Origin of the sequence: Herbaspirillum camelliae, from assembly GCF_001929405.1 — a bacterium.
Taxonomy (GTDB): domain Bacteria; phylum Pseudomonadota; class Gammaproteobacteria; order Burkholderiales; family Burkholderiaceae_D; genus Herbaspirillum; species Herbaspirillum seropedicae.
In genome coordinates this window covers 4,090,342-4,109,840 of sequence record NZ_KV880769.1, presented here as the reverse complement: position 1 = coordinate 4,109,840, position 19,499 = coordinate 4,090,342, and the positions used below count along the sequence as shown (strand labels likewise).

18 protein-coding genes are annotated in these 19,499 nt (G+C 62.7%); 3 read left to right on the top strand and 15 right to left on the bottom strand.

Annotation, left to right across the window (positions count from 1 at the left end; translation table 11 throughout):
- The first annotated feature begins 1 nt into the window (after position 1).
- Positions 2–1,423 (top strand): ATP-binding protein, encoded by a 1,422-nt coding sequence (locus BGK68_RS18545; RefSeq protein ID WP_075258292.1) that lies wholly within the window; start codon positions 2–4, stop codon positions 1,421–1,423.
- A 96-nt stretch (positions 1,424–1,519) separates the two neighbouring features.
- On the opposite strand, the gene BGK68_RS18540 is transcribed toward BGK68_RS18545, so the two are convergent.
- The 4 genes from BGK68_RS18540 to ppsA form a co-directional block, all read right to left on the bottom strand.
- Complete coding sequence (locus BGK68_RS18540) at positions 1,520–2,875, bottom strand: serine hydrolase domain-containing protein (RefSeq protein WP_075258291.1); 1,356 nt, start codon at positions 2,873–2,875, stop codon at positions 1,520–1,522.
- A 6-nt stretch (positions 2,876–2,881) separates the two neighbouring features.
- Positions 2,882–3,793: an SPFH domain-containing protein gene (locus tag BGK68_RS18535; protein WP_075258290.1), complete on the bottom strand. Its 912-nt coding sequence runs from the start codon at positions 3,791–3,793 to the stop codon at positions 2,882–2,884.
- Positions 3,794–3,848: 55 nt separating this feature from the next.
- A complete protein-coding gene (locus BGK68_RS18530; RefSeq protein WP_075258289.1) occupies positions 3,849–4,283 on the bottom strand; it encodes an NfeD family protein in 435 nt (144 codons plus the stop codon).
- Positions 4,284–4,426: 143 nt separating this feature from the next.
- A complete protein-coding gene (ppsA, locus tag BGK68_RS18525; RefSeq protein WP_233149344.1) occupies positions 4,427–6,781 on the bottom strand; it encodes a phosphoenolpyruvate synthase in 2,355 nt (784 codons plus the stop codon).
- Between the two features lie 58 nt (positions 6,782–6,839).
- Here ppsA and BGK68_RS27870 point away from each other — a divergent pair, with 58 nt between their 5' ends.
- The gene (locus tag BGK68_RS27870; protein WP_158035479.1) at positions 6,840–7,145 is read left to right on the top strand and encodes a hypothetical protein; all 306 of its coding nucleotides are present in this window, start codon (positions 6,840–6,842) and stop codon (positions 7,143–7,145) included.
- An 8-nt stretch (positions 7,146–7,153) separates the two neighbouring features.
- Positions 7,154–8,008, top strand: coding sequence for a posphoenolpyruvate synthetase regulatory kinase/phosphorylase PpsR (gene ppsR, locus BGK68_RS18515; RefSeq protein WP_041310638.1), 855 nt, complete (start codon positions 7,154–7,156; stop codon positions 8,006–8,008).
- Here the strand turns inward: ppsR and BGK68_RS18510 are convergent.
- The 11 genes from BGK68_RS18510 to ispC all read right to left on the bottom strand — a co-directional run bounded on the left by BGK68_RS18510 (position 7,989) and on the right by ispC (position 19,481).
- Positions 7,989–8,516: a DUF6314 family protein gene (locus BGK68_RS18510; protein ID WP_233149343.1), complete on the bottom strand. Its 528-nt coding sequence runs from the start codon at positions 8,514–8,516 to the stop codon at positions 7,989–7,991. The two genes, ppsR and BGK68_RS18510, sit on opposite strands and share 20 nt — an antisense overlap.
- 10 nt (positions 8,517–8,526) lie before the next feature.
- On the bottom strand, positions 8,527–9,318 hold the full coding sequence (locus tag BGK68_RS18505; RefSeq protein WP_075258287.1) for a TrmH family RNA methyltransferase: 792 nt from the start codon (positions 9,316–9,318) through the stop codon (positions 8,527–8,529).
- Between the two features lie 10 nt (positions 9,319–9,328).
- Positions 9,329–9,961, bottom strand: a complete 633-nt coding sequence (gene rnhB, locus BGK68_RS18500) for a ribonuclease HII (RefSeq protein WP_069373878.1) — start codon at positions 9,959–9,961, stop codon at positions 9,329–9,331.
- 68 nt (positions 9,962–10,029) lie between these two features.
- Positions 10,030–11,205, bottom strand: a complete 1,176-nt coding sequence (gene lpxB / locus BGK68_RS18495) for a lipid-A-disaccharide synthase (protein ID WP_075258286.1) — start codon at positions 11,203–11,205, stop codon at positions 10,030–10,032.
- Positions 11,189–11,977 (bottom strand): acyl-ACP--UDP-N-acetylglucosamine O-acyltransferase, encoded by a 789-nt coding sequence (lpxA, locus tag BGK68_RS18490; protein ID WP_075258285.1) that lies wholly within the window; start codon positions 11,975–11,977, stop codon positions 11,189–11,191. The genes lpxB and lpxA overlap by 17 nt, the downstream gene beginning before the upstream one ends.
- A gap of 194 nt (positions 11,978–12,171) precedes the next feature.
- Complete coding sequence (gene fabZ, locus BGK68_RS18485; RefSeq protein WP_075258284.1) at positions 12,172–12,636, bottom strand: 3-hydroxyacyl-ACP dehydratase FabZ; 465 nt, start codon at positions 12,634–12,636, stop codon at positions 12,172–12,174.
- Positions 12,629–13,717 (bottom strand): UDP-3-O-(3-hydroxymyristoyl)glucosamine N-acyltransferase, encoded by a 1,089-nt coding sequence (gene lpxD / locus BGK68_RS18480; protein WP_075258283.1) that lies wholly within the window; start codon positions 13,715–13,717, stop codon positions 12,629–12,631. Before lpxD ends, fabZ begins: the two co-directional genes overlap by 8 nt.
- A 135-nt stretch (positions 13,718–13,852) precedes the next feature.
- The gene (locus BGK68_RS18475) at positions 13,853–14,362 is read right to left on the bottom strand and encodes an OmpH family outer membrane protein (RefSeq protein WP_013234166.1); all 510 of its coding nucleotides are present in this window, start codon (positions 14,360–14,362) and stop codon (positions 13,853–13,855) included.
- Positions 14,363–14,407: 45 nt separating this feature from the next.
- Positions 14,408–16,783, bottom strand: a complete 2,376-nt coding sequence (bamA, locus tag BGK68_RS18470; protein ID WP_075258282.1) for an outer membrane protein assembly factor BamA — start codon at positions 16,781–16,783, stop codon at positions 14,408–14,410.
- A gap of 155 nt (positions 16,784–16,938) precedes the next feature.
- Entirely contained in the window at positions 16,939–18,312 is a 1,374-nt protein-coding gene (gene rseP, locus BGK68_RS18465) for an RIP metalloprotease RseP (RefSeq protein ID WP_075258281.1), read from the bottom strand.
- Complete coding sequence (gene ispC / locus BGK68_RS18460) at positions 18,309–19,481, bottom strand: 1-deoxy-D-xylulose-5-phosphate reductoisomerase (protein WP_075258280.1); 1,173 nt, start codon at positions 19,479–19,481, stop codon at positions 18,309–18,311. The genes rseP and ispC overlap by 4 nt, the downstream gene beginning before the upstream one ends.
- Positions 19,482–19,499: the final 18 nt, after the last annotated feature.

Below are 19,499 nucleotides of genomic sequence, written 5' to 3'. Positions count from 1 at the left end.
AGTGGGCCGGTTATTCTGGAAGTTCTTCTTCTTTATCGCCATCGCCCAGATCACCGCCACCTTTGGCGTGGGCGTGCTGTTCTGGGTCGAAAACCTCGAACGCAGCAATCGCAACTCGGAAATCGACCTCAGCCCGCCGGCCTCCTTCATGATCCGCTCGGCTGCCGCCACCCTGCAGTTCGGCGGCACCGAAGCGCTGCGCAGCCTGATCAACGAGGGCCGGCCGCATCGGCTGCAGCTCTATGCCCTAGACGAAGACAACAAGGACCTGATGGGCCGCGAGGTCTCGCCAAAACTGGTGGAACAAGCCAAGCATATTCTGGCCACCGAGCGCGAGCGCCGGGTGGTGGAACGGGTCAAGGCCCCCAATGGCCACAGTTACCTGATGTTCATCCCCGCGCCCAGTGACGAGTTCGGCCCGGGCGGTCCTCCCGGAGGTGGGCGAGAACCCCACCGGATAGGTGAGCGCGGACCCAAGTCCATGTTCTTCCCGACCATGCCCATCGCCGTCGCGCTATTGGCCAGCCTGGTGTTTGCCTTACTGCTGGCGTGGTATTTCTCGCACCCCATCGGCCATCTCAAGAATGCCTTCAACCAGGCCGCCAATGGCAACCTTGACCTGGAGCTGGAGCCGGTCATGAGCGCGCGCAATGATGAACTGGCCGACCTGGGCCGTGACTTCGACCTCATGACTGCCAAGCTGCGCACCCTGATGGAAAGCCAACGGCGGCTGCTGCACGATGTCTCCCACGAACTGCGCTCGCCGATTGCACGGCTGCAGGTGGCCATCGGGCTGGCGCGGGTACAGGACAAGGACAAGCTGGACCTGACCCTGGAACGCATCGAGCGCGAAAGCGTGCGCATGGACAAGCTGGTCGGCGAACTGCTGACGCTCTCGCGCCTGGAAGCCAACGTGCCAGGCTCGATGGAAGAACCGATCGCCATCGAAGCCATGCTGGGCGACATGATCAACGATGCCAGCTTCGAAGCCGAAGCCATTGGCAAGCATGTGGACGACCAACTCGACTGCAGGGTGCAGGTCAAGGGCAATCCGGAGCTGCTCTACCGCGCCATCGAAAACGTGCTGCGCAACGCCATCAAGCACACCGCGCCGGGGACCACGGTACAGATCCACACCCAGCTCGACGAGATCAACAAGCTGCTGCACCTGTCCATTCTTGACCGGGGGCCAGGTGTGCCGGAAGAAGAGATGAACAGTATTTTCGAACTGTTCTTCCGCAGCAGCCGCACCAAGAGCAACAGTTCCGGTCACGGGCTGGGACTGTCGATCGCCCGGCGCATCGTCGAAGCCCACCATGGTTTCATCCAAGCGGCCAACCGCAGCAATGGCGGCTTGCGGGTCGATATCACCCTGCCCTTCATGGCGGATGAACCTGCGCGGGGAGATACCGTAGAGAGCTGATCATCCACTGCCAGTGAAGCGACGCCACCATCGACAAGCCCCGTGCTGCATCAGGCAGGACGGGGTTGTTGTTGCGACTGACCAAAGCCGAAGGCGCTATCTGGGACCAGGAGTAGGGTCAAGAGCAGGAGCAGAATCAGCATCAGGAGCGGGCTCGACCGGTGCTGCCGACGGCTGCACGATGGCCGCCATCAGGCCGCGCTGCACCGCAGCCTGGAAGGCCTGCAGCCCCTCCACATCCTGCTCGGGCGGATAGGCCACGGGCATGCGGTTGAACAACACCGCCCAGGACCAGCCATCGGCGCGCGACTGCAGGTAGGCATAGCTGCCGGCGGGCAGCGCACCGCTGTGCGAGATGATGTCTACGCCGCCGGTTCGGGTCAGCACCCACCCCAATCCATAGGGGTTATCAGGCATGCGCGGATGACGCTGCTTCATTAACGCCACGGTCTGAGGCTGGAGCAAAGCGGGCCGGTTGCGCCCCTGCGCCGCATCGACGAACTGCACCAGATCGGCGGCGCTGGCGATCCAGCCGGCCGTTGCGTCCATGCTGGAGAAATGATGGACGGCGTAGGATTGGGGAATAGCAGCGCCCTCGCCTTCAGCAGCCGGGACCGCTGGCCAGCGCGCATCGTCATAGTAGACCGCCTCGCCGGCGGCCCGCCCCGCACGACCGTCGGCTGCGATGGCGGCATCGCTGACGCCAGCAGGATGCCAGACCAGCGCCTGTACGGCTTGCGCATAGGGCTGACCGGAACGCTGCTCGATGATGCGGCCCAAGACGACATAGGCAAAATTGTCGTAGAAGAATTCCGTACCAGGCGCGGCATCCAGCAAACGTTGCTTGAGCACGTAGGCAATCACATCATTTGCCGACGCCGGCGACTTGACCTTCATCGCCTCGGCGATATGGCGCAGGTCGTAAAGCGGCTCGTAGTCACTGTCGCCCCAGCCAGCGGTATGCTGTAACAGGTCGCGCAGGGTCATCTGCAACACGCGCCGGTCAAGCGGCTGGGCAAAATCCGGATAGGCCGTGTCCGGCAACAGACCGTCTGGACCGAACACCCTGCGCTCCAGCGCCTCAGGCAATTCACCCTCGAACAGCTTGAGCACCGCCATGGCGGTCACGGACTTTGAAATGCTGCCGATACGGAACCGCGTCTGCGGCGTCACCGGCGTCTGCGTTTCGGTAACCGCCATGCCATAACCGCGCTGGTAGACCAGGCGACCCTGGTAGGCAATCGCGATGCTGGCGCCGGGTATCGGGTAGGCGGCCAGCAGGCGTCCCATCTGTGCATCGACGCGGTCCTCCAGCCCCTGCAGTGGAGACGGAGCCGTTTCCTGGGCCCATGTGACGCGGCCCGGCGGCAGGACGATGGCGGCCAGCGCGGCCGCCAGCAGGGAACGGCGGCGAGCTGCGACAGGCGCTGCAGAAAAAGGAAAGCGCTGCATCCTGTCTTACTTCTGCTGCTTGACCACTTGCAGGGCCGAGGCGATCAATCCGCTCATGTCCGAGAGATTGGCCGGGACGATGATGGAGTTGTTGGCCTTGGCCAGCTTGCCGAATGCGTCCACATACTGCTCGGCCACCTTCAGGTTGACCGCGTCCTCCCCGCCCGGTTGCTGGATCGCGGCAGCGGTCTTGCGGATGGCTTCGGCGCTGGCCTCGGCGATGGCGAGGATGGCGGCAGCCTGACCTTCGGCGCGATTGATGGAGGCCTGCTTCTCACCCTCCGAGCGGGCAATGGCGGCTTCGCGCTCACCGGTGGCGATATTGATCTGTTCCTGCTTGCGGCCTTCGGAGGCGGCGATGAGGGCGCGCTTCTCGCGTTCAGCGGTGATCTGCGCCTGCATGGCGTGCAGGATTTCCTTGGGCGGGGTCAGGTCCTTGATCTCGTAGCGCAGCACCTTCACGCCCCAGTTCTCGGCCGACTCGTCGATGGCGCTGACGATGGCGGTGTTGATGTGGTCACGCTCCTCGAAGGTCTTGTCCAGTTCCATCTTGCCGATCACCGAGCGCAGCGTGGTCTGGGCCAGTTGGGTGATGGCGGCGATGTAGTTGGAAGAACCGTAGGAGGCGCGCATCGGATCGGTGATCTGGAAATAGAGGATGCCGTCCACCTGCAACTGCGTATTGTCCTTGGTGATGCAGACCTGCGGGGGCACGTCCAGCGGGATTTCCTTGAGGATGTGCTTGTAGGCCACGCGGTCGATGAAGGGGACCACGATGTTGAGACCCGGCGCCAGTGTGGCGTGGTACTTGCCCAGGCGTTCCACCACCCAGGCATGCTGTTGCGGGACCACCTTGACCGTCTGCACGACGAAGACGATGGCGAGGAAGAAAATGACCAGAGTAACGCTACCCAGCATGGAATTCTCCTGAAAACGAGAGGGGGGAAGAGAACAAGGACAAGGACAGTGCGAATCAGCGCGGCGCCACCAGCAGGCGGCTGCCGCGTATTTCGCGGATGACGTAACTGCCGGGTAGCGCGTGATGTCCCGGCAGCAGTTCGACGTCCCATTGCGCGCCGCGATACGGTACGCGGGCGAGATATTGCGTGCCATGGGCTTGCCAGGCCGTGACCTCGATGCTCTGGCCGATATCCAGCAAGAGACTGGGATCGTCATTGGAATTGCTCTGGCGCAGGCGGCCATAGGGACTGCTGCGCAAGCCCAGCACGGCGGCCACACCGACCACGGCGGCCACCAGCAACTGCCATTCCAGCGCCAGTCCGCACCACGCCGCCACGGCGCCGGCCGCCAGGCCCAGCGCGATCATGAGCAGGTAAAAGGTGCCGGTGAAGAGTTCCGCACCCAGCAAGCCGCCGGCCAGCACCAGCCAGATAGCCCAGTCCGTCATCATTGATTCCCCATGAAGTAAGCTGCAAACGGCATCAGTCTACCGCAGCTGAGGAATGCAAAAACAAAGGCGCGGACATTTCTGCCCGCGCCTTCGACTTCTTTTGACGGTTTTACTCGATGAGAGTAATGCTTACCTCATCCTCACTTCTTGGCCAGTTGCTGCCAGGTGTCGATGACCGTGTCAGGGTTCAGCGAGATCGACTCGATGCCTTGGTCCATCAGCCATTCGGCGAAGTCCGGATGGTCCGAAGGACCTTGGCCGCAGATGCCGACGTACTTGCCCTTTTCGCGGCAAGTGGCGATGACCTTGGACAACAAGGCCTGCAGCGCCGGATCGCGCTCGTCGAAGTCGGCCGCCAGCAGCTCCATGCCGGAATCGCGGTCCAGGCCCAGGGTCAGCTGGGTCAGGTCGTTGGAACCGATGGAGAAGCCGTCGAAGTGTTCCAGGAACTGCTCGGCCAGGATGGCGTTGGAAGGCACTTCGCACATCATGATGACGCGCAGGCCGTTCTCGCCACGCTTGAGACCATACTTGCCCAGGAGCCCGATGACCTTCTCGGCCTGGCCCAGGGTGCGCACGAAGGGCACCATCACCTCGACGTTGGTCAGGCCCATGTCTTCCCGCACGCGCTTCATGGCCTGGCATTCCATCTGGAAGGCTTCGGCAAAGTCTTCGGCCAGGTAGCGCGCGGCGCCACGGAAGCCCAGCATCGGGTTTTCTTCGTCCGGCTCGTAGCGCGAACCGCCGATGAGCTTCTTGTACTCGTTGGACTTGAAGTCCGACAGGCGCACGATCACCGGCTTGGGCCAGAAGGCGGCGGCGATGGTGGCGATGCCTTCGGCCAGCTTGTCAACGTAGAAGGCCTTGGGCGAGGCATGGCCACGGGCCACCGATTCGACGGCCTTTTTCAGGTCAGCGTCGATGTTCGGGTATTCCAGGATGGCCTTGGGGTGCACGCCGATGTTGTTGTTGATGATGAATTCCAGACGCGCCAGGCCGACACCGCCGTTGGGGATCGACTGGAAGTCGAACGCCAGTTGCGGGTTGCCCACGTTCATCATCACCTTCAGCGGGATCGGGGGCAGTTCGCCACGGGCCACTTCGGTCACTTCGGTTTCCAGCAGGCCGTCGTAGATCTTGCCTTCGTCGCCTTCGGCGCAGGACACGGTGACCAGGGTGCCATCCTTCAACACATCGGTGGCGTCGCCGCAGCCGACCACCGCCGGCACACCCAGTTCACGGGCGATGATGGCGGCGTGGCAGGTACGACCGCCACGGTTGGTGACGATGGCCGAGGCGCGCTTCATCACCGGCTCCCAGTTGGGATCGGTCATGTCGGCCACCAGCACGTCGCCGGGCTGTACACGTTCCATTTCGGCCGGATCCGTGATCACGCGCACCGGACCGGCGCCGATCTTCTGGCCGATGGCGCGACCGGTGGCCAGCACGGTGCCGGAGCTCTTGAGCTTGAAGCGTTGCTGGGCGTCGGTCGCCTTCTGCTGCGACTTCACGGTTTCCGGACGAGCCTGCAGGATGTAGAGCTTGCCGTCGCGGCCGTCCTTGCCCCATTCGATGTCCATTGGACGCTGGTAGTGCTTCTCGATGATGGTGGCGTACTTGGCCAGTTCCACCACTTCGGCGTCGGTCAGGGAATAACGGTTGCGCAGTTCCACCGGCACATCCACGGTCTTGACCGAACGGCCAGCCTTGGCTTCGCCGGTGAATTCCATCTTGATCAGCTTGGAACCCAGGTTGCGGCGGATCACCGGTTGCTTGCCCAGTTCCAGCATGGGCTTGTGGACGTAGTATTCGTCCGGGTTGACGGCGCCCTGCACCACGGTTTCACCCAGGCCATAGCTGGAGGTGATGAAGACCACATCCTTGAAGCCGGATTCGGTATCGATGGTGAACATCACGCCAGCCGCACCGACGTCGGAGCGCACCATGCGCTGCACGCCGGCCGACAGGGCCACTTCAGCGTGGGTGAAGCCCTTGTGGACGCGATAGGAGATGGCGCGATCGTTGTAGAGCGAGGCGAAGACGTGCTTCATCGCTTCGAGCACGTTGTCGATGCCGACCACGTTCAGGAAGGTTTCCTGCTGCCCGGCGAAGGATGCGTCGGGCAGGTCTTCTGCGGTCGCGGAAGAGCGCACGGCGAAGGACATCTCGGCGGTCGAATCGGCCACCAGCTTATCGTAGAAGGCACGGATCTCCTGGTCCAGGCGGGGCTGGAACGGGGTATCGATGATCCATTGACGGATCTCGGCACCGGCTTGCGCCAGCGAACGCACGTCATCGATATCCAGGCCTTCGAGGCGCTTGGCAATACGGGCGGCCAGGGTCGGGCCGCCATCGGCGCTGTGCTCCAGGAAATCGCGGAAAGCTTGCGCAGTCGTGGCAAAACCGCCCGGCACGCGTACACCAGCGCCGGCCAGCTGGGAAATCATTTCCCCCAGCGATGCGTTTTTGCCACCGACGGACTCGACGTCCGTCATGCGAAGAGTTTCAAAGGAGGCTACGTATACCGCCCCCTGGGTGTTTGCTGCGTTGGACATGACTACCCCTAGCTTGATGATAAGAAATCTTCGCGGGCGCGGCATGGGTCGGTTTATTTTTGTTATTCTGCGACGGTTGCGGCAGCAGGTGCGGCTTCGAGGAAGTGCCCAGAGACATCAGCAGACGCGCGCAGGCACCGAGGACGTTTGCCAGGGCAAACATCATCAGGAACTCGGTCAAATTGCGCAGGCGAATGACGGTCATCAGGATGGGCTACTCGAAAAGTTGCTAGGCATTGTACCGCGTGAAATCATTTTTGTTCGTTGCACCAAACTTTTTTTCAATTTTTCCAAAAGACAATAATCTCCACCATGCTCGACCCCATGCCGATCCCGCACCCCTCTCCTGTCCTGGCCGCCAACCGCACGGTATTCTTCGTCTCCGACGGCACCGGGATCACTGCCGAGACCTTCGGGCATTCCGTGCTGAGCCAGTTCGAGCTGCGTTTCAAGCAGGTCCGCCTGCCCTTCATCGATACGCTCGACAAGGCCCATGACGCCACCCGCAAGATCAATGAAGCCTATCAGGTCGATGGCAAGCTGCCTATTGTCTTCTCCACCCTGGTCAAGTCCGAGCTGTCTTCGGTGATCCGCCAGGCCAAGGCCATGCATATGGACCTGTTCCAGACCTTCGTGGAGCCGCTGGAGCAGGAGCTGGAGATGAAGTCCACCCACACCATCGGCCGCAGCCACAATACGGCTGACTCCGAGGAGTACCGCAACCGCATCGAGGCGATCAACTTCTCGCTGGCGCACGATGATGGCCAGTCCAACAAGAACCTGTCGGAAGCCGACGTGATCCTGGTGGGCGTCTCGCGTTCGGGCAAGACCCCGACCAGCCTCTATCTGGCCATGCAGTTCGGCATCAAGGCCGCCAACTACCCCTTGATCCCGGAAGATTTCGAACGCGACAAGCTGCCCAGCGGCCTGGTGATGCACAAGAAGAAGATCTTTGGCCTGACCATCGCCGCCGAGCGCCTCTCCGAGGTGCGCAATGAACGCCGCCCCGGCAGCAAGTACGCTTCGCTGGAAAATTGCCGCTATGAAATCAATGAAGCCGAGAAGATGATGCGGCGTGAAGGGATTCGCTGGATGTCTTCCACCGCCAAGTCCATCGAGGAAATCGCGGCGACCATCCTGCAGGAAATCAAGCCCGAGCCGCGCTGACGCCAGTCTGCCCCGTTCCGCCGCTGTCACCGTCGCCACAGCGGCGGTAGGTGGTCAGCACCCGGGTGCGTTTGCGGGGGCCGTTGATGAAGGTCTCCATGCTGAACGCATCTTCACTGTCGAACGTGTACGCAGCGTTGTAGCAGTCAGGGCCGCACAGATGATCGGCGGCGGGCACCAGCCTATTCCCTCGCAGCAGATAGCTCTGATAGGGTTGCCCTACCCGTTCGCCATCGGCAAACAGGACATCGAGCCGGTCCTGGCCAAAACGGTAGTCAAACAGGCGAGAGAAAAGGATGGGCCGCCCTTGCCCGTTGGACAGCATGTGCAACTGGCCGCGTTCGCGATAGAGCAACTGCGCGGGCTGACCGGTCGGCGCAAAGCTCATCTCGCCGCTTGCGCTGGCCTGAGGCGCTTCGCCTCCCTCCCAGATGGTGCGGCTGAACTGCCATTGTCCCTGCAAGCAGGACGCCAGCGCGGCCATGTCGGCAATGACAAAGGCAGCCACGTCCGCAGCCTCAACGACCAGCAGTACGCTGGCGCAGCTGTTCGAACAGGCAGACAGCGGCCGCTGCCGCCACATTGAGCGATTCCATCTGGCCCAGGTGCGGGATCACCACCTCCTGGGTCGCGGCCTCCTGCAAGGCTGCCGAGACACCCTGTCCCTCATGGCCCAGCAGCCAGGCCACCGGCCCGGAGAGATCGCAATCGTAGATGGTCTGGGCCGCATGGGAACTGGTGGCCAGCAAAGGGATGCGGCTGGCCGCGCACAACGCCACCAGGTCGGCATCTTCAAAGATATCCAGTACGAAATGCGCCCCCATGCCGGCGCGCAAGACCTTGGGCGACCACGCTGCGGCCGTACCGGGAGAGCAGAACACCTGCCTGACGCCCGCCGCCGCAGCGCTGCGCAGGATGGAGCCGAGATTGCCGGGATCCTGCAAGCCATCGAGCAGCACCGCCGATTCCGTCAGGGCCTTGGGCGCGCTGGCCACGGGCGTGGCCACCAGCAGGAACAGGCCCACGCCGTTATCTACCGTACTGACGGCGTCGTAGAGCTTGTCGGCCAGCACCAGGCACTGGGCCTGCAGGGCTTCGCATTGCGCCAGGATGGGGGCGACTTCCGGATGATATTGGGCGCTTTCAGCGACCACGCACAACTGTGGTGCGCCGCGATGCTGCAGCCAGGCTTGCGCCAGATGCACGCCGTCGAGCAGGCTCTGGCCAGCACGGCGACGGGCCTGGCTGCTGCTGGCCAGCTGCTTGAGCTCCTTGAAGAGCGGATTGTCTTTGGAGGTGATCAGCTTCATGCGCACTCTCTTAGGCCGCCAGGCCCGGCTGGGCAGTCAGCAAGGCCTTGACCGGCGCATAGGAACGGCGATGCACCGGCGAGACGCCATGCAGGCGCAGCATCTCCAGGTGCAGCGGCGTCGGATAGCCCTTGTGGCGGTCGAAGCCATAGTGCGGATAAGTGTCATGCAAGACCATCAGCGCAGCGTCACGGGCGGTCTTGGCCAGGATGGAGGCGGCCGAGATGGCTGGCACCTTGTCGTCGCCCTTGACGATGGCTTCGGAACGGATGCTCATGACCGGGCAGCGATTGCCATCGATGAGCGCCAGCGTGGGCAGCGTCGAGAGCGCCTCCACGGCGCGCCGCATGGCCAGCATGCTGGCGTGCAGGATGTTGAGTTCATCGATCTCCTGCTCGTTGCAGGACGCGATCGCCCAGGCCAGGGCCGACGCCTTGATCTCCAGCGCCAGGCTGTCGCGGGCGGCTTCGGTGAGCTTCTTGGAATCGCGCAGGCCCTTGACCGGTCGGGCCGGATCGAGAATCACCGCTGCCGCGAACACGGGACCGGCCAGCGGACCACGGCCGGCCTCATCGACCCCGCAGATGATCTCGCCGGTGTAGTCGTCAAACAAAGCCAGGGTCTGGGGCGCCGCCTTGGGCATAAGTATTTCCTTGATCAAACTATCGAACCGATCGCCATGGCGATCTTCTTGCTTATCCTGCTTATGCGTCAGCGGCGGCGCGCGCCGATGACTTCACATACCGCATTGGCGCTTTCCCGGCTGGTGTCACGCAGCAGGGACTGATGCATGTCGGCAAAGCGCCGCGCCAGACGCTGCTGGTGCGCGTGATCTTCCAGCTGGAACCACATGGCGTCGGCCAGCGCCTCGGGCGTGGCCTGGTGCTGCAGCAGTTCGGGCACCAGGAACTCGCGCGCCAGGATATTGGGCAGACCGACCCAGGGCTGGTAAGCCATGTGCCGCATGATCTGGTAGGAGGCCCAGTTGACCTTGTAGGAGATCACCATCGGCTTCTTGTACAGCGCCACCTCCAGCGAGGCCGTGCCGGAGGCGACCAGCACGGCGTCCGAGGCTTCCATGGCGCTGTGCGACTGGCCCCGGATGACGCTGATGTCCAGGTCTTCGTAACCACCCTGGCGAATCTGTTCCTGGAACGCCGCCATCTGCCGGTCACCGGCCATGGGCGTGATGAACTGCAGTTGCGCATCGCGTTGCTTCAACAGCCGCGCCGCCGCCAGGAAGCCTTCGCCATTCTGCTTGAGCTCGCTCATGCGACTGCCCGGCAGGATGGCCACCACCCTGCCCGGCCCGTTGAGGCCCAGGCGCTGACGTGCTCCCATGGTATCGGGCTGCAGCGGAATCACCTCGGCCAGCGGATGGCCGACATAGGTAACCGGCACGCCGGCCTGGCGGTAGATGCTTTCCTCGAAGGGGAAGATCACCAGCATGTGCGACACCGCCCGCTGGATCTTCTTGATGCGCCAGCCGCGCCACGCCCAGATCTGCGGACCGATGAAATGGATGGTCGGAATACCGGCCTTCTTGAGCTGTTCTTCCAGCCCCAGATTGAAGCCCGGGTAATCGACGCCCACGAAGACATCCGGCCGGTCCGCCAGCAGCTTGTTGCGCAGTGCCTCCTGGATGCCCTTGATCTCGCGGTAGCGCGGGATCACCTCGAACAGGCCGCGCACGGTCAGCTTGTCCATCGGCCAGTCGCTGGCGAGGCCTTGGGCCATCATGTGCTCGCCGCCGATGCCATGCAGCCGCACCTCGGGCAGGCGTTCGCGCACGCCGGCCAGCAGGCGGCTGCCCAGCAGGTCGCCTGAGCTTTCCCCCGCCACCAGTGCAATGGACTGGCGGCGTGTGATGTCAGCGGATGATGCCACGGGCCGAAGCCTCGATGAATTCGCGGAACAGGCGAATGTACTGCGCCGAATTGGCCGAGCTGGCTTCCATCTGCGCCAGCTCTTGCTTGGCCTCTTCCAGCGGCAGGCCGGCGCGGTAGATCACCTTGTAGGCGCGCTTGATCTCCATGATCTGCTCGCTGCTGAAGCCACGACGCTTGAGTCCTTCGCTATTGATGCCCGCCGGCACTGCACGGTTGCCCGCCGCTGTGACGAAGGGCGGCACATCCTGGCTGACCGCTGCAGTAAAGGCGGTCATCGCATGCGCGCCGATATGGCAGAACTGGTGCACGGTGGTAAACCCGCCCAGGAAGACGTGGTCGCCCAGGTGGACGTGGCCGGCCAGGGTGGCATTGTTGGCCAGGATGATGTTGTTGCCCAGCTGGCAGTCATGCGCCAGGTGGACATAGGCCATGATCCAGTTGTCGTTGCCGATGCGGGTGGCGCCGGCGTCCTGTACGGTGCCGCGGTTGAAGGTGACGAATTCGCGGATGGTATTGCGGTCGCCGATCTCCATGGTGGTCGGCTCGCCGGCGTACTTCTTGTCCTGCGGCGCGGCGCCAATGGAGGCGAACTGGAAAATCTCGTTGTCGCGGCCGATGCGGGTATGGCCTTCGATGACGACATGAGGGCCGATGCGGGTGCCCGCACCGATGCGCACGTCCGCTCCGATGACGGCGTAGGCGCCGATCTCGACCGATTCGTCGATCTGCGCACCGGGGGCGATGATGGCGCTGGGATGGATCTTGGACATAGCCTGTGCTTCGATAGGGTTCGCTGGATGAAACAATGGCAACTTCTACAAGGGTTGCAACGAGGGCACTGATTGCACCAACCGCACCAATTGCATCAATTGCAACAATGCGATGTTTCAATGAATCAGGCCCGGCGCGACCTTGCCAGTCGCCACCGGGCCTGCCTTGCAGCCTGCGTGGGCCGGTCGGGAAATCAGGCGCTCTGGCTGGCGTCGGCGGCGCTGCGCATGGTGCACATCAGATCGCCTTCCACGGCCACCTGGCCGTCCACGGTGGCCACGGCGCGGTACTTCCAGATGCCACGCGCACGGCGGGTGATCTCCACGTCCATCTTCAGCTGGTCGCCCGGCTCGACGGGCCGCTTGAAGCGCGCATTGTCGATGCCGACGAAGTAGACCACGGTGTTTTCATCAGGCTTGCGGCCTTCGGTCAGGAAGGACAGCAGCGCGGCGGTCTGGGCCAGTGCCTCGATCATCAGCACGCCGGGCATGACCGGCTTGTGCGGGAAGTGACCATTGAAGAACTCTTCATTGACGGTCACATTCTTGATGGCGGTGATGGTCTTGCCACTCTCCCAGTTCAGCACGCGGTCCACCAGCAGCAGCGGGTAACGGTGCGGCAGGTACTGTTTGATTTGATTGATGTCGAGGCTATTCATTCTCTTCTTGATTCTCTGAAAGCGGGGCTTGGCCTGCTTGTTCTTGTGTCAACGTTTTGAGCGATTTTTCCAACGCCCGGATTTTCTCACGCATCGTGCCCAGATTGCGCACTAATGCCGCCGATTTTTCCCAGTCACGGTGTTCGGTGATGGGGTAGAAGCCGGTGTATTGACCCGGCTCAAGGATGGAGCGCAGGGCCAGCGTGCCCGCCGAGACGTGGACCTTGTCCACGATGGTGATATGGCCATGGATCATGGCGGCACCACCGATGGAGCAATACTTGCCGATCTTGGCGCTGCCAGCGATGCCGGCACAGGCGGCAATGGCGGTATGCGCGCCGATGTGGCAGTTGTGGGCGATCTGGATCTGGTTGTCGAGCTTGACACCCTCTTCGATCACGGTATCGGCCAGGGCGCCACGGTCGACGGTGGTATTGGCGCCGATTTCGACGTCATCACCGATCATCACGCGGCCAACTTGCGGAATCTTGATCCACTGCCCGGCCTCGTTGGCGAACCCGAAGCCATCGGCCCCGATCACGGCGCCGGAGTGGACGATGCCGCGTGCACCGATCTCGCAGGCATGATGCAAGGTCACGCGGGCATGGAAATGCGTATCCTCACCCACCTTGGCGTGGCGGCCAATGAAGCTGCCTGCATCGATGCGCGCACGGGCGCCGATGACGGCGCCTGCCTCGATCACCACCATCGGGCCGATCACGGCGTCCGCCGCCACGCTGGCGCTGGGATCGACCACCGCGCTGGCGTGGATGCCCGCAGGCGGCACCACCTCGGCCATCGCCTGGAACAGTTGCGCTGCGCGGGCGAAATAGGCGTAGGGGTTGCGGGTGACGATGCGTGCGCCGGCGTAGGCCTGCACCTGGGCGTCATCGGCCTCGGAGAGGATCAGCGCCGCCGCCTGGGTCTGGTCGGCCTGGGCGCGAAACTTGGGGTTGGAGAGGAAGGTGATGTGACTGGAACCCGCCGCATCCAGCGGTGCGATGCCCTGGACGGCGATCTGTGCATCGCCCTTCAGCTCCCCGCCCAGGCGCTCGACCAATTGCTGCAGCCGAATAGTCATCTTGGCTTTCCGAATGAGTTGCGTTGCGTCTGAAACGAAGCCGCCTGCACTGCCCTGACGGACAATCCGGCGGCCCTCAAGCGACATGCGGGCGCCAAGGCGTTGCCGCCTCGCGCCCGCATGGTCAGGACGGACTTACTTGGCCAGTTCCTTGAGCACCTTGTCGGTGATGTCGATACGCTTGCTGGCGTAGACCGCTTCCTGGAAGACGATGTCGTACTTCTCGGCTTCGGCGATCTGACGGATCACCTTGTTGGTACGCTCCAGCACCACGGCCAGTTCTTCGTTGCGGCGCTGGTTCAGGTCTTCACGGAACTCGCGCTGCTTGCGCTGGAATTCCTTGTCCAGGTCCGACAGGTCACGTTGACGCTTGGCGCGATCCGAATCCGACAGCACGGCAGCGTCCTTGTCGAGCTTGTCGGACTGGGTCTTCAGGCGCGCGGCCATGTCTTGCAGGTCGCGGTCACGCTTGGCGAACTCGGCTTCCAGCTTGGACTGTGCGGCCTTGGCCGGGGCGGCTTCGCGGAAGATACGCTCGGTGCTGACGAAGGCGATTTTCGAGCTTTCCTGCGCGTGGGCAGGGGCAAGGCTAAACAGGCAAGCAGCCATCACGACGGTCTGCAGGGACAGGAACGATTTGGTCATGAACTTCAAGATTACTCTCCGTATTACGAATCAATGATGACCGCTTTAGAAGCCGGTACCCAGTTGGAACTGGAAGGTTTGAGACTTGTCGCCAGTCTTCAGGTTCAATGGCTTGCCGAAGCTGAGCTTGAGCGGGCCGATCGGCGACACCCAGCTGATACCCACACCCGCGGAATAACGCAGGTCGTTGAGCTTGATGTTCTGGCCATCGGCGAAGACGTTGCCGCCATCGAAGAAGGTGAACCAGCGCAACGTGCGGTCCTGGCCGGAGCCGGGGAACGGGAATTGTAACTCCACGTTGCCGTACAGACGAGAGGCGCCGCCCATGGAGTCGCCGTATTGGTCCTTGAGGCTACCCAGTGACGAGGCTTCGTAGCCGCGCACGGTGCCGATACCGCCGGCATAGTAGTTCTTGAACACCGGATAGGGCTTGCTGCCGATACCGCGGCCATAGTCCACTTCGCCATTGAGGGCCAGCGTCACGGCCTTGCTGAAGAACGGCTGGAAATACTGGTGCTGGTAGCTGGCGCGATAATACTTCAGCGTACCCAGGTAGGAGACTTCCAGGTTGGCGCGCTGGTAGCGGCCGGTCGTCGGGACCAGGGCGCTGTCGCGACCGTCGCGCTGCCACGCCACCGTCAGCGGGATGCTGGTGGTCCGGGCGCTGCCGATGCCGCAATTGTTGCTGGTGTTGGTCACATCGCAACCCGCCACGCCGGCGCCGCCGAAGTCACGCACGTACTGGCGATACAGCGTCGGGCTGGTGGTATCGGTGCTGACGTCGGTGTTTTCCAGACCCACGCCGAAGAAGACGCGATCCAGTTCCGAGAACGGCACGCCGAACTTGATGCTGCCGCCCAGGGTCTTGACGCGGTAGTCACCGGTGGCGTAGACCGACGGGCGCACCGTGCGCAGATAGACTTCATAGGTGCGGCTGATGCCGTCATCGGTGAAGTAAGGGTTGGTGGTCGACACCGAGACCGTGCGGTAGCGCGAGCTGGTATTGATGTCGATGCCCACCGTATTGCCGCTGCCGAAGGCGTTTTCCTGCGAGATCGAGCCGGTCAGGCTGAGCTTGTCCGATTGCGAGAAGCCGGCGCCGAGCATGATGTTGCCGGTCGGCTTTTCCTCGACCTTCATGTTCACGTCCACCTGGTCGCTGGTGCCTGGCACTTCCGGCGTGTCCAGCGTGACTTCCTTGAAGTAGCCCAGACGGTCGACGCGGTCGCGCGAGAGCTTGATCTTCTCGCCGTCATACCAGGAATCCTCGAACTGGCGGAATTCGCGGCGGATCACCTCGTCGCGGGTCTTGGTATTGCCGGCAATGTTGATGTGACGGACATACACGCGCTTGCCCGGATCGATCATGATGGTGAAGGCGACTTCCTTCTTCTCGCGATCGACATTGGGGTTGGCGTTGACGTTGGCAAAGGCGTAGCCGAAATTGCCCAGGCGCTCGCCGATCTTCTTGGTGCTGTCGGTGAGCTTGGCGCCGGAATAGACGTCGCCCGCCTTCAACTGCACCAGCTTGGCCAGTTCCGGCTCCATGCCGAACATCTCGCCCTCCAGCTTGACGCCGGAGACGGTGTACTTCTCGCCTTCCTTGATGTTGACGGTGATGTAGATGTCTTTCTTGTCGGGCGTGATCGACACCTGGGTCGATTCGACCTGCATTTCCAGGTAGCCGCGATCCAGGTAGTAGGAACGCAGGGTCTCGATGTCGCCCTGCAGCTTTTCCTTCGAATACTGGTCAGCCTTGGTGTACCAGGTGAACCAGCCCGGGGTGGTCAGCTTGATCTGGTCGCGCAGCGTGCTGTCGGAGAAGACCTTGTTGCCCACGAAGTTGATCTGCTTGATCCGCGACACATCGCCTTCGTCCACCGAGAAGGTGATGGCCACGCGGTTGCGCTCCACCGGCGTGACGGTGGTGGAGACCTTGGCGCCATACAGGCCACGCGAGAGGTACTGGCGCTTCAATTCCTGCTCGGCGCGGTCAACCTGCGAGCGGTCGAAGATACGCGACTCGGCCACGCCGATTTCCTTCAACGCCTTGGTCAGCTGTTCCTTGTCGAATTCCTTGATGCCGGAGAAATCGACGCTGGCGATAGCTGGACGCTCCACCACCTGCACCACCAGCACGTCGCCCTCGGACTCGATGCGCACGTCACGGAAGAAGCCGGTGGCATACAGCGCCTTGATGGCCGCAGTGCCCTTCTCATCGGTGAAGGTATCACCCACGCGCACCGGCAGGTAGCTGAAGACGGTGCCGGCCTCGGTACGCTGGATGCCTTCGACGCGGATATCCTTGACCACGAAAGGCGTGACCGCCATGGCCTGGCTGGAGCACAGGGCAAAGGCGGCGGCTGCGATCAGGCGACGGGAAAAGGTCGGGATGGGATGTTGCGCAGGGTGTAATTTCATCTATCGTTCATCAACAGTATTTTTGCCGTGGCTGTGCCCGACAAGATGCTGGTAAGAAATTGAGAACGGATTCGCGATCCATTGCCAATTGCTTAACAACTGCCTTCGGGGATAGGCCGGCAAATATAAAAAATCCGGTCTTTTTCAGGCCGGATTCATCCTTGGAACATCAGTCGCACGATATCGTTGAATGCGGCAACGAGCATCAGCGCCATCAGGATTCCCAGGCCGGCACGCTGCGCGATTTCCCCAAACCGCTCGGAAACGGGCCGCCCTGTCAAAATCTCCAGCGCATAATACAGCAAATGACCGCCATCTAAAACCGGGATTGGCAAGAGATTCATCACCCCGAGGCTGATACTGATGAAGGCCAGGAAGCTCAAATAGCTGACCAAGCCTACCCGGGCGGTCTGTCCAGCATAGTCTGCAATGGTGATGGGGCCGGTGATGTTCTTCAGCGAGACCTGGCCGATCACCATCTTGCCGATCATCTTGATGCTCATCACGCTGGTATCCCAGGTGCGACGGACGCCCTTGGCCAGCGCGGTGAAGGGGTCGTCGCTCACGGTGGCCATTTCCGGTGCCAGCGGCACTTCGACCTTGATGCGACCGATACGCTTGCCGCTGCCCTCCTCTTCCACGCTGTCAGGCATTACCCGCACGGTGAAGGGCTCGTTGCCGCGCACAGCTTCCAGCGTCAGCGGCTTGCCCGCCGATTCGCGCACCGTTTCGACGAAAGCCAGGCCGTCCTGGACCGGGGCGCCATCGATGGCCGTGATGCGGTCGCCCGTCTGCAGGCCGGCGGCCTTGGCGGGTCCGTCCATGATCTTGCCCAGCACCGCAGGCGGACGCGCCAGCGACAGACCCAGCTTGGCCAGGAAGTCTCCCTCCAGGTCATCGGCGGCGATGCTGCCCAAAGGCAAGCTGACCGTATTGAGCAGCTTGCCACTGCCATTGGGATTGGGGCGCTCCACGTCGAGCCGGGCATCGGCCTTTTCCAGCACCAGTTGCATGAGCTTCCAGCGCACCTCGGACCAGACATGAACCGGCGCGCCATTGATGGCAGTGATGCGATCACCGGCGCGCAGGCCGGACTGGTAGGCGACACTCTGAGTGGCCGCTGCGCGCAGCACGGGCACAGGTTCCGGCACGCCATGCATGTAGAGCCCGGCGAAGAGCAGGATCGCCAGCAGGAAGTTGGCGATGGGGCCGGCGGCCACGATGGCGATGCGCCGCCAGACCGACTGGCGGGTGAATTCGCGCTTGAGATCAGCCTCGGAGATGTCTTGCAGGTCTTGCTCGCGGGCATCGAGCATCTTCACGTAGCCGCCCAAGGGCAGGATGGACAAGGCCCACTCGGTCTGGTCGCGGCCGAAGCGGCGCGACCAGATCACCCGGCCCATGCCCACCGAGAAACGCAATACCTTGACTCCGCACCAGCGCGCCACCAGGTAATGACCCAGTTCATGCACCACCACCAGAGTGCCGAGGGCGACGAAGAAAGCGATCAGGGTATGCAGCAGCGTCATCGTGAAATCAGGTGTTCGGCATGAGAACGCGCCTGCCGGTCCTGCTCCAGCAGCGCATCGATCTCATCGGCTTGCCGGTTGGGGATGGCGGACATGACCTCGTCAATCAGGGGAGCAATCTTCCCGAAGCCGATACGGCGATCCAGGAAGGCCTGCACGGCGACTTCATTGGCGGCATTGAGGATGGCCGCCAGGGTACCGCCAGCACGCAGGGCATCATACGCCAGTTTCAGGCAGGGAAAGCGTTGGAAATCCGGTTGGCTGAAGGACAATTGCGCAATCTGCGCCAGATCCAGCGGCGCCACACCAGAGGCGATGCGCTCCGGATAGGCCAGTGCGTTGGCAATGGGCGTGCGCATATCGGGGTTGCCCAGCTGTGCCAGCACGGAACCATCCGCATAGGACACCATGGAATGGATCACGCTCTGCGGATGGATCACCACCTCGATCTTGTCGGCCGGCGCACCGAAGAGCCAGTGCGCCTCGATCACTTCCAGGCCCTTGTTCATCATGGTGGCAGAATCCACCGAAATCTTGCGCCCCATCACCCATTTGGGATGGGCCACCGCCTCTTCCACCGTGACGGTATCAAGGGTGCATACATCGCGCGTCAGGAAGGGGCCGCCAGACGCGGTCAAGAGGATCTTCTCGACGCCGTGGGCGGGCATGGAGCGCGTATAGCCCGGCGGCAGGCACTGGAAGATGGCATTGTGCTCGCTGTCGATCGGCAAGAGGCTAGCGCCATGGGCAGCCACGGCATCCATCAGCAACTGGCCGGAAATGACCAAGGCTTCCTTGTTGGCCAGCAGGATCTTCTTGCCGGCGCGGGCGGCCGCCAGCGTCGAGGCCAGGCCGGCGGCGCCGACGATGGCCGCCATGACCATGTCGCAGCCATCGGCTGAAGCAATGTCGCACAGCGCCTGCGGGCCGTACGCCACCTCGGTCTTGATTGCGCGCGCAGCCAGCAGGGACTGCAGCTCGGCAGCGGCGGCAGCCGTCCCCACCACGGCCACCTGCGGGCGGAACTGCGCACACTGCTGCGCCAGCTCGGCTACGCGCGAGTAGGCGCTCAGGGCATAGACGCGATAACGGTCAGGATGGCGCGCCACCACATCCAGCGTAGACACGCCGATGGAGCCGGTAGAACCAAGAATACTGATGGACTGCATGGAAATTCCAGGAGCAAG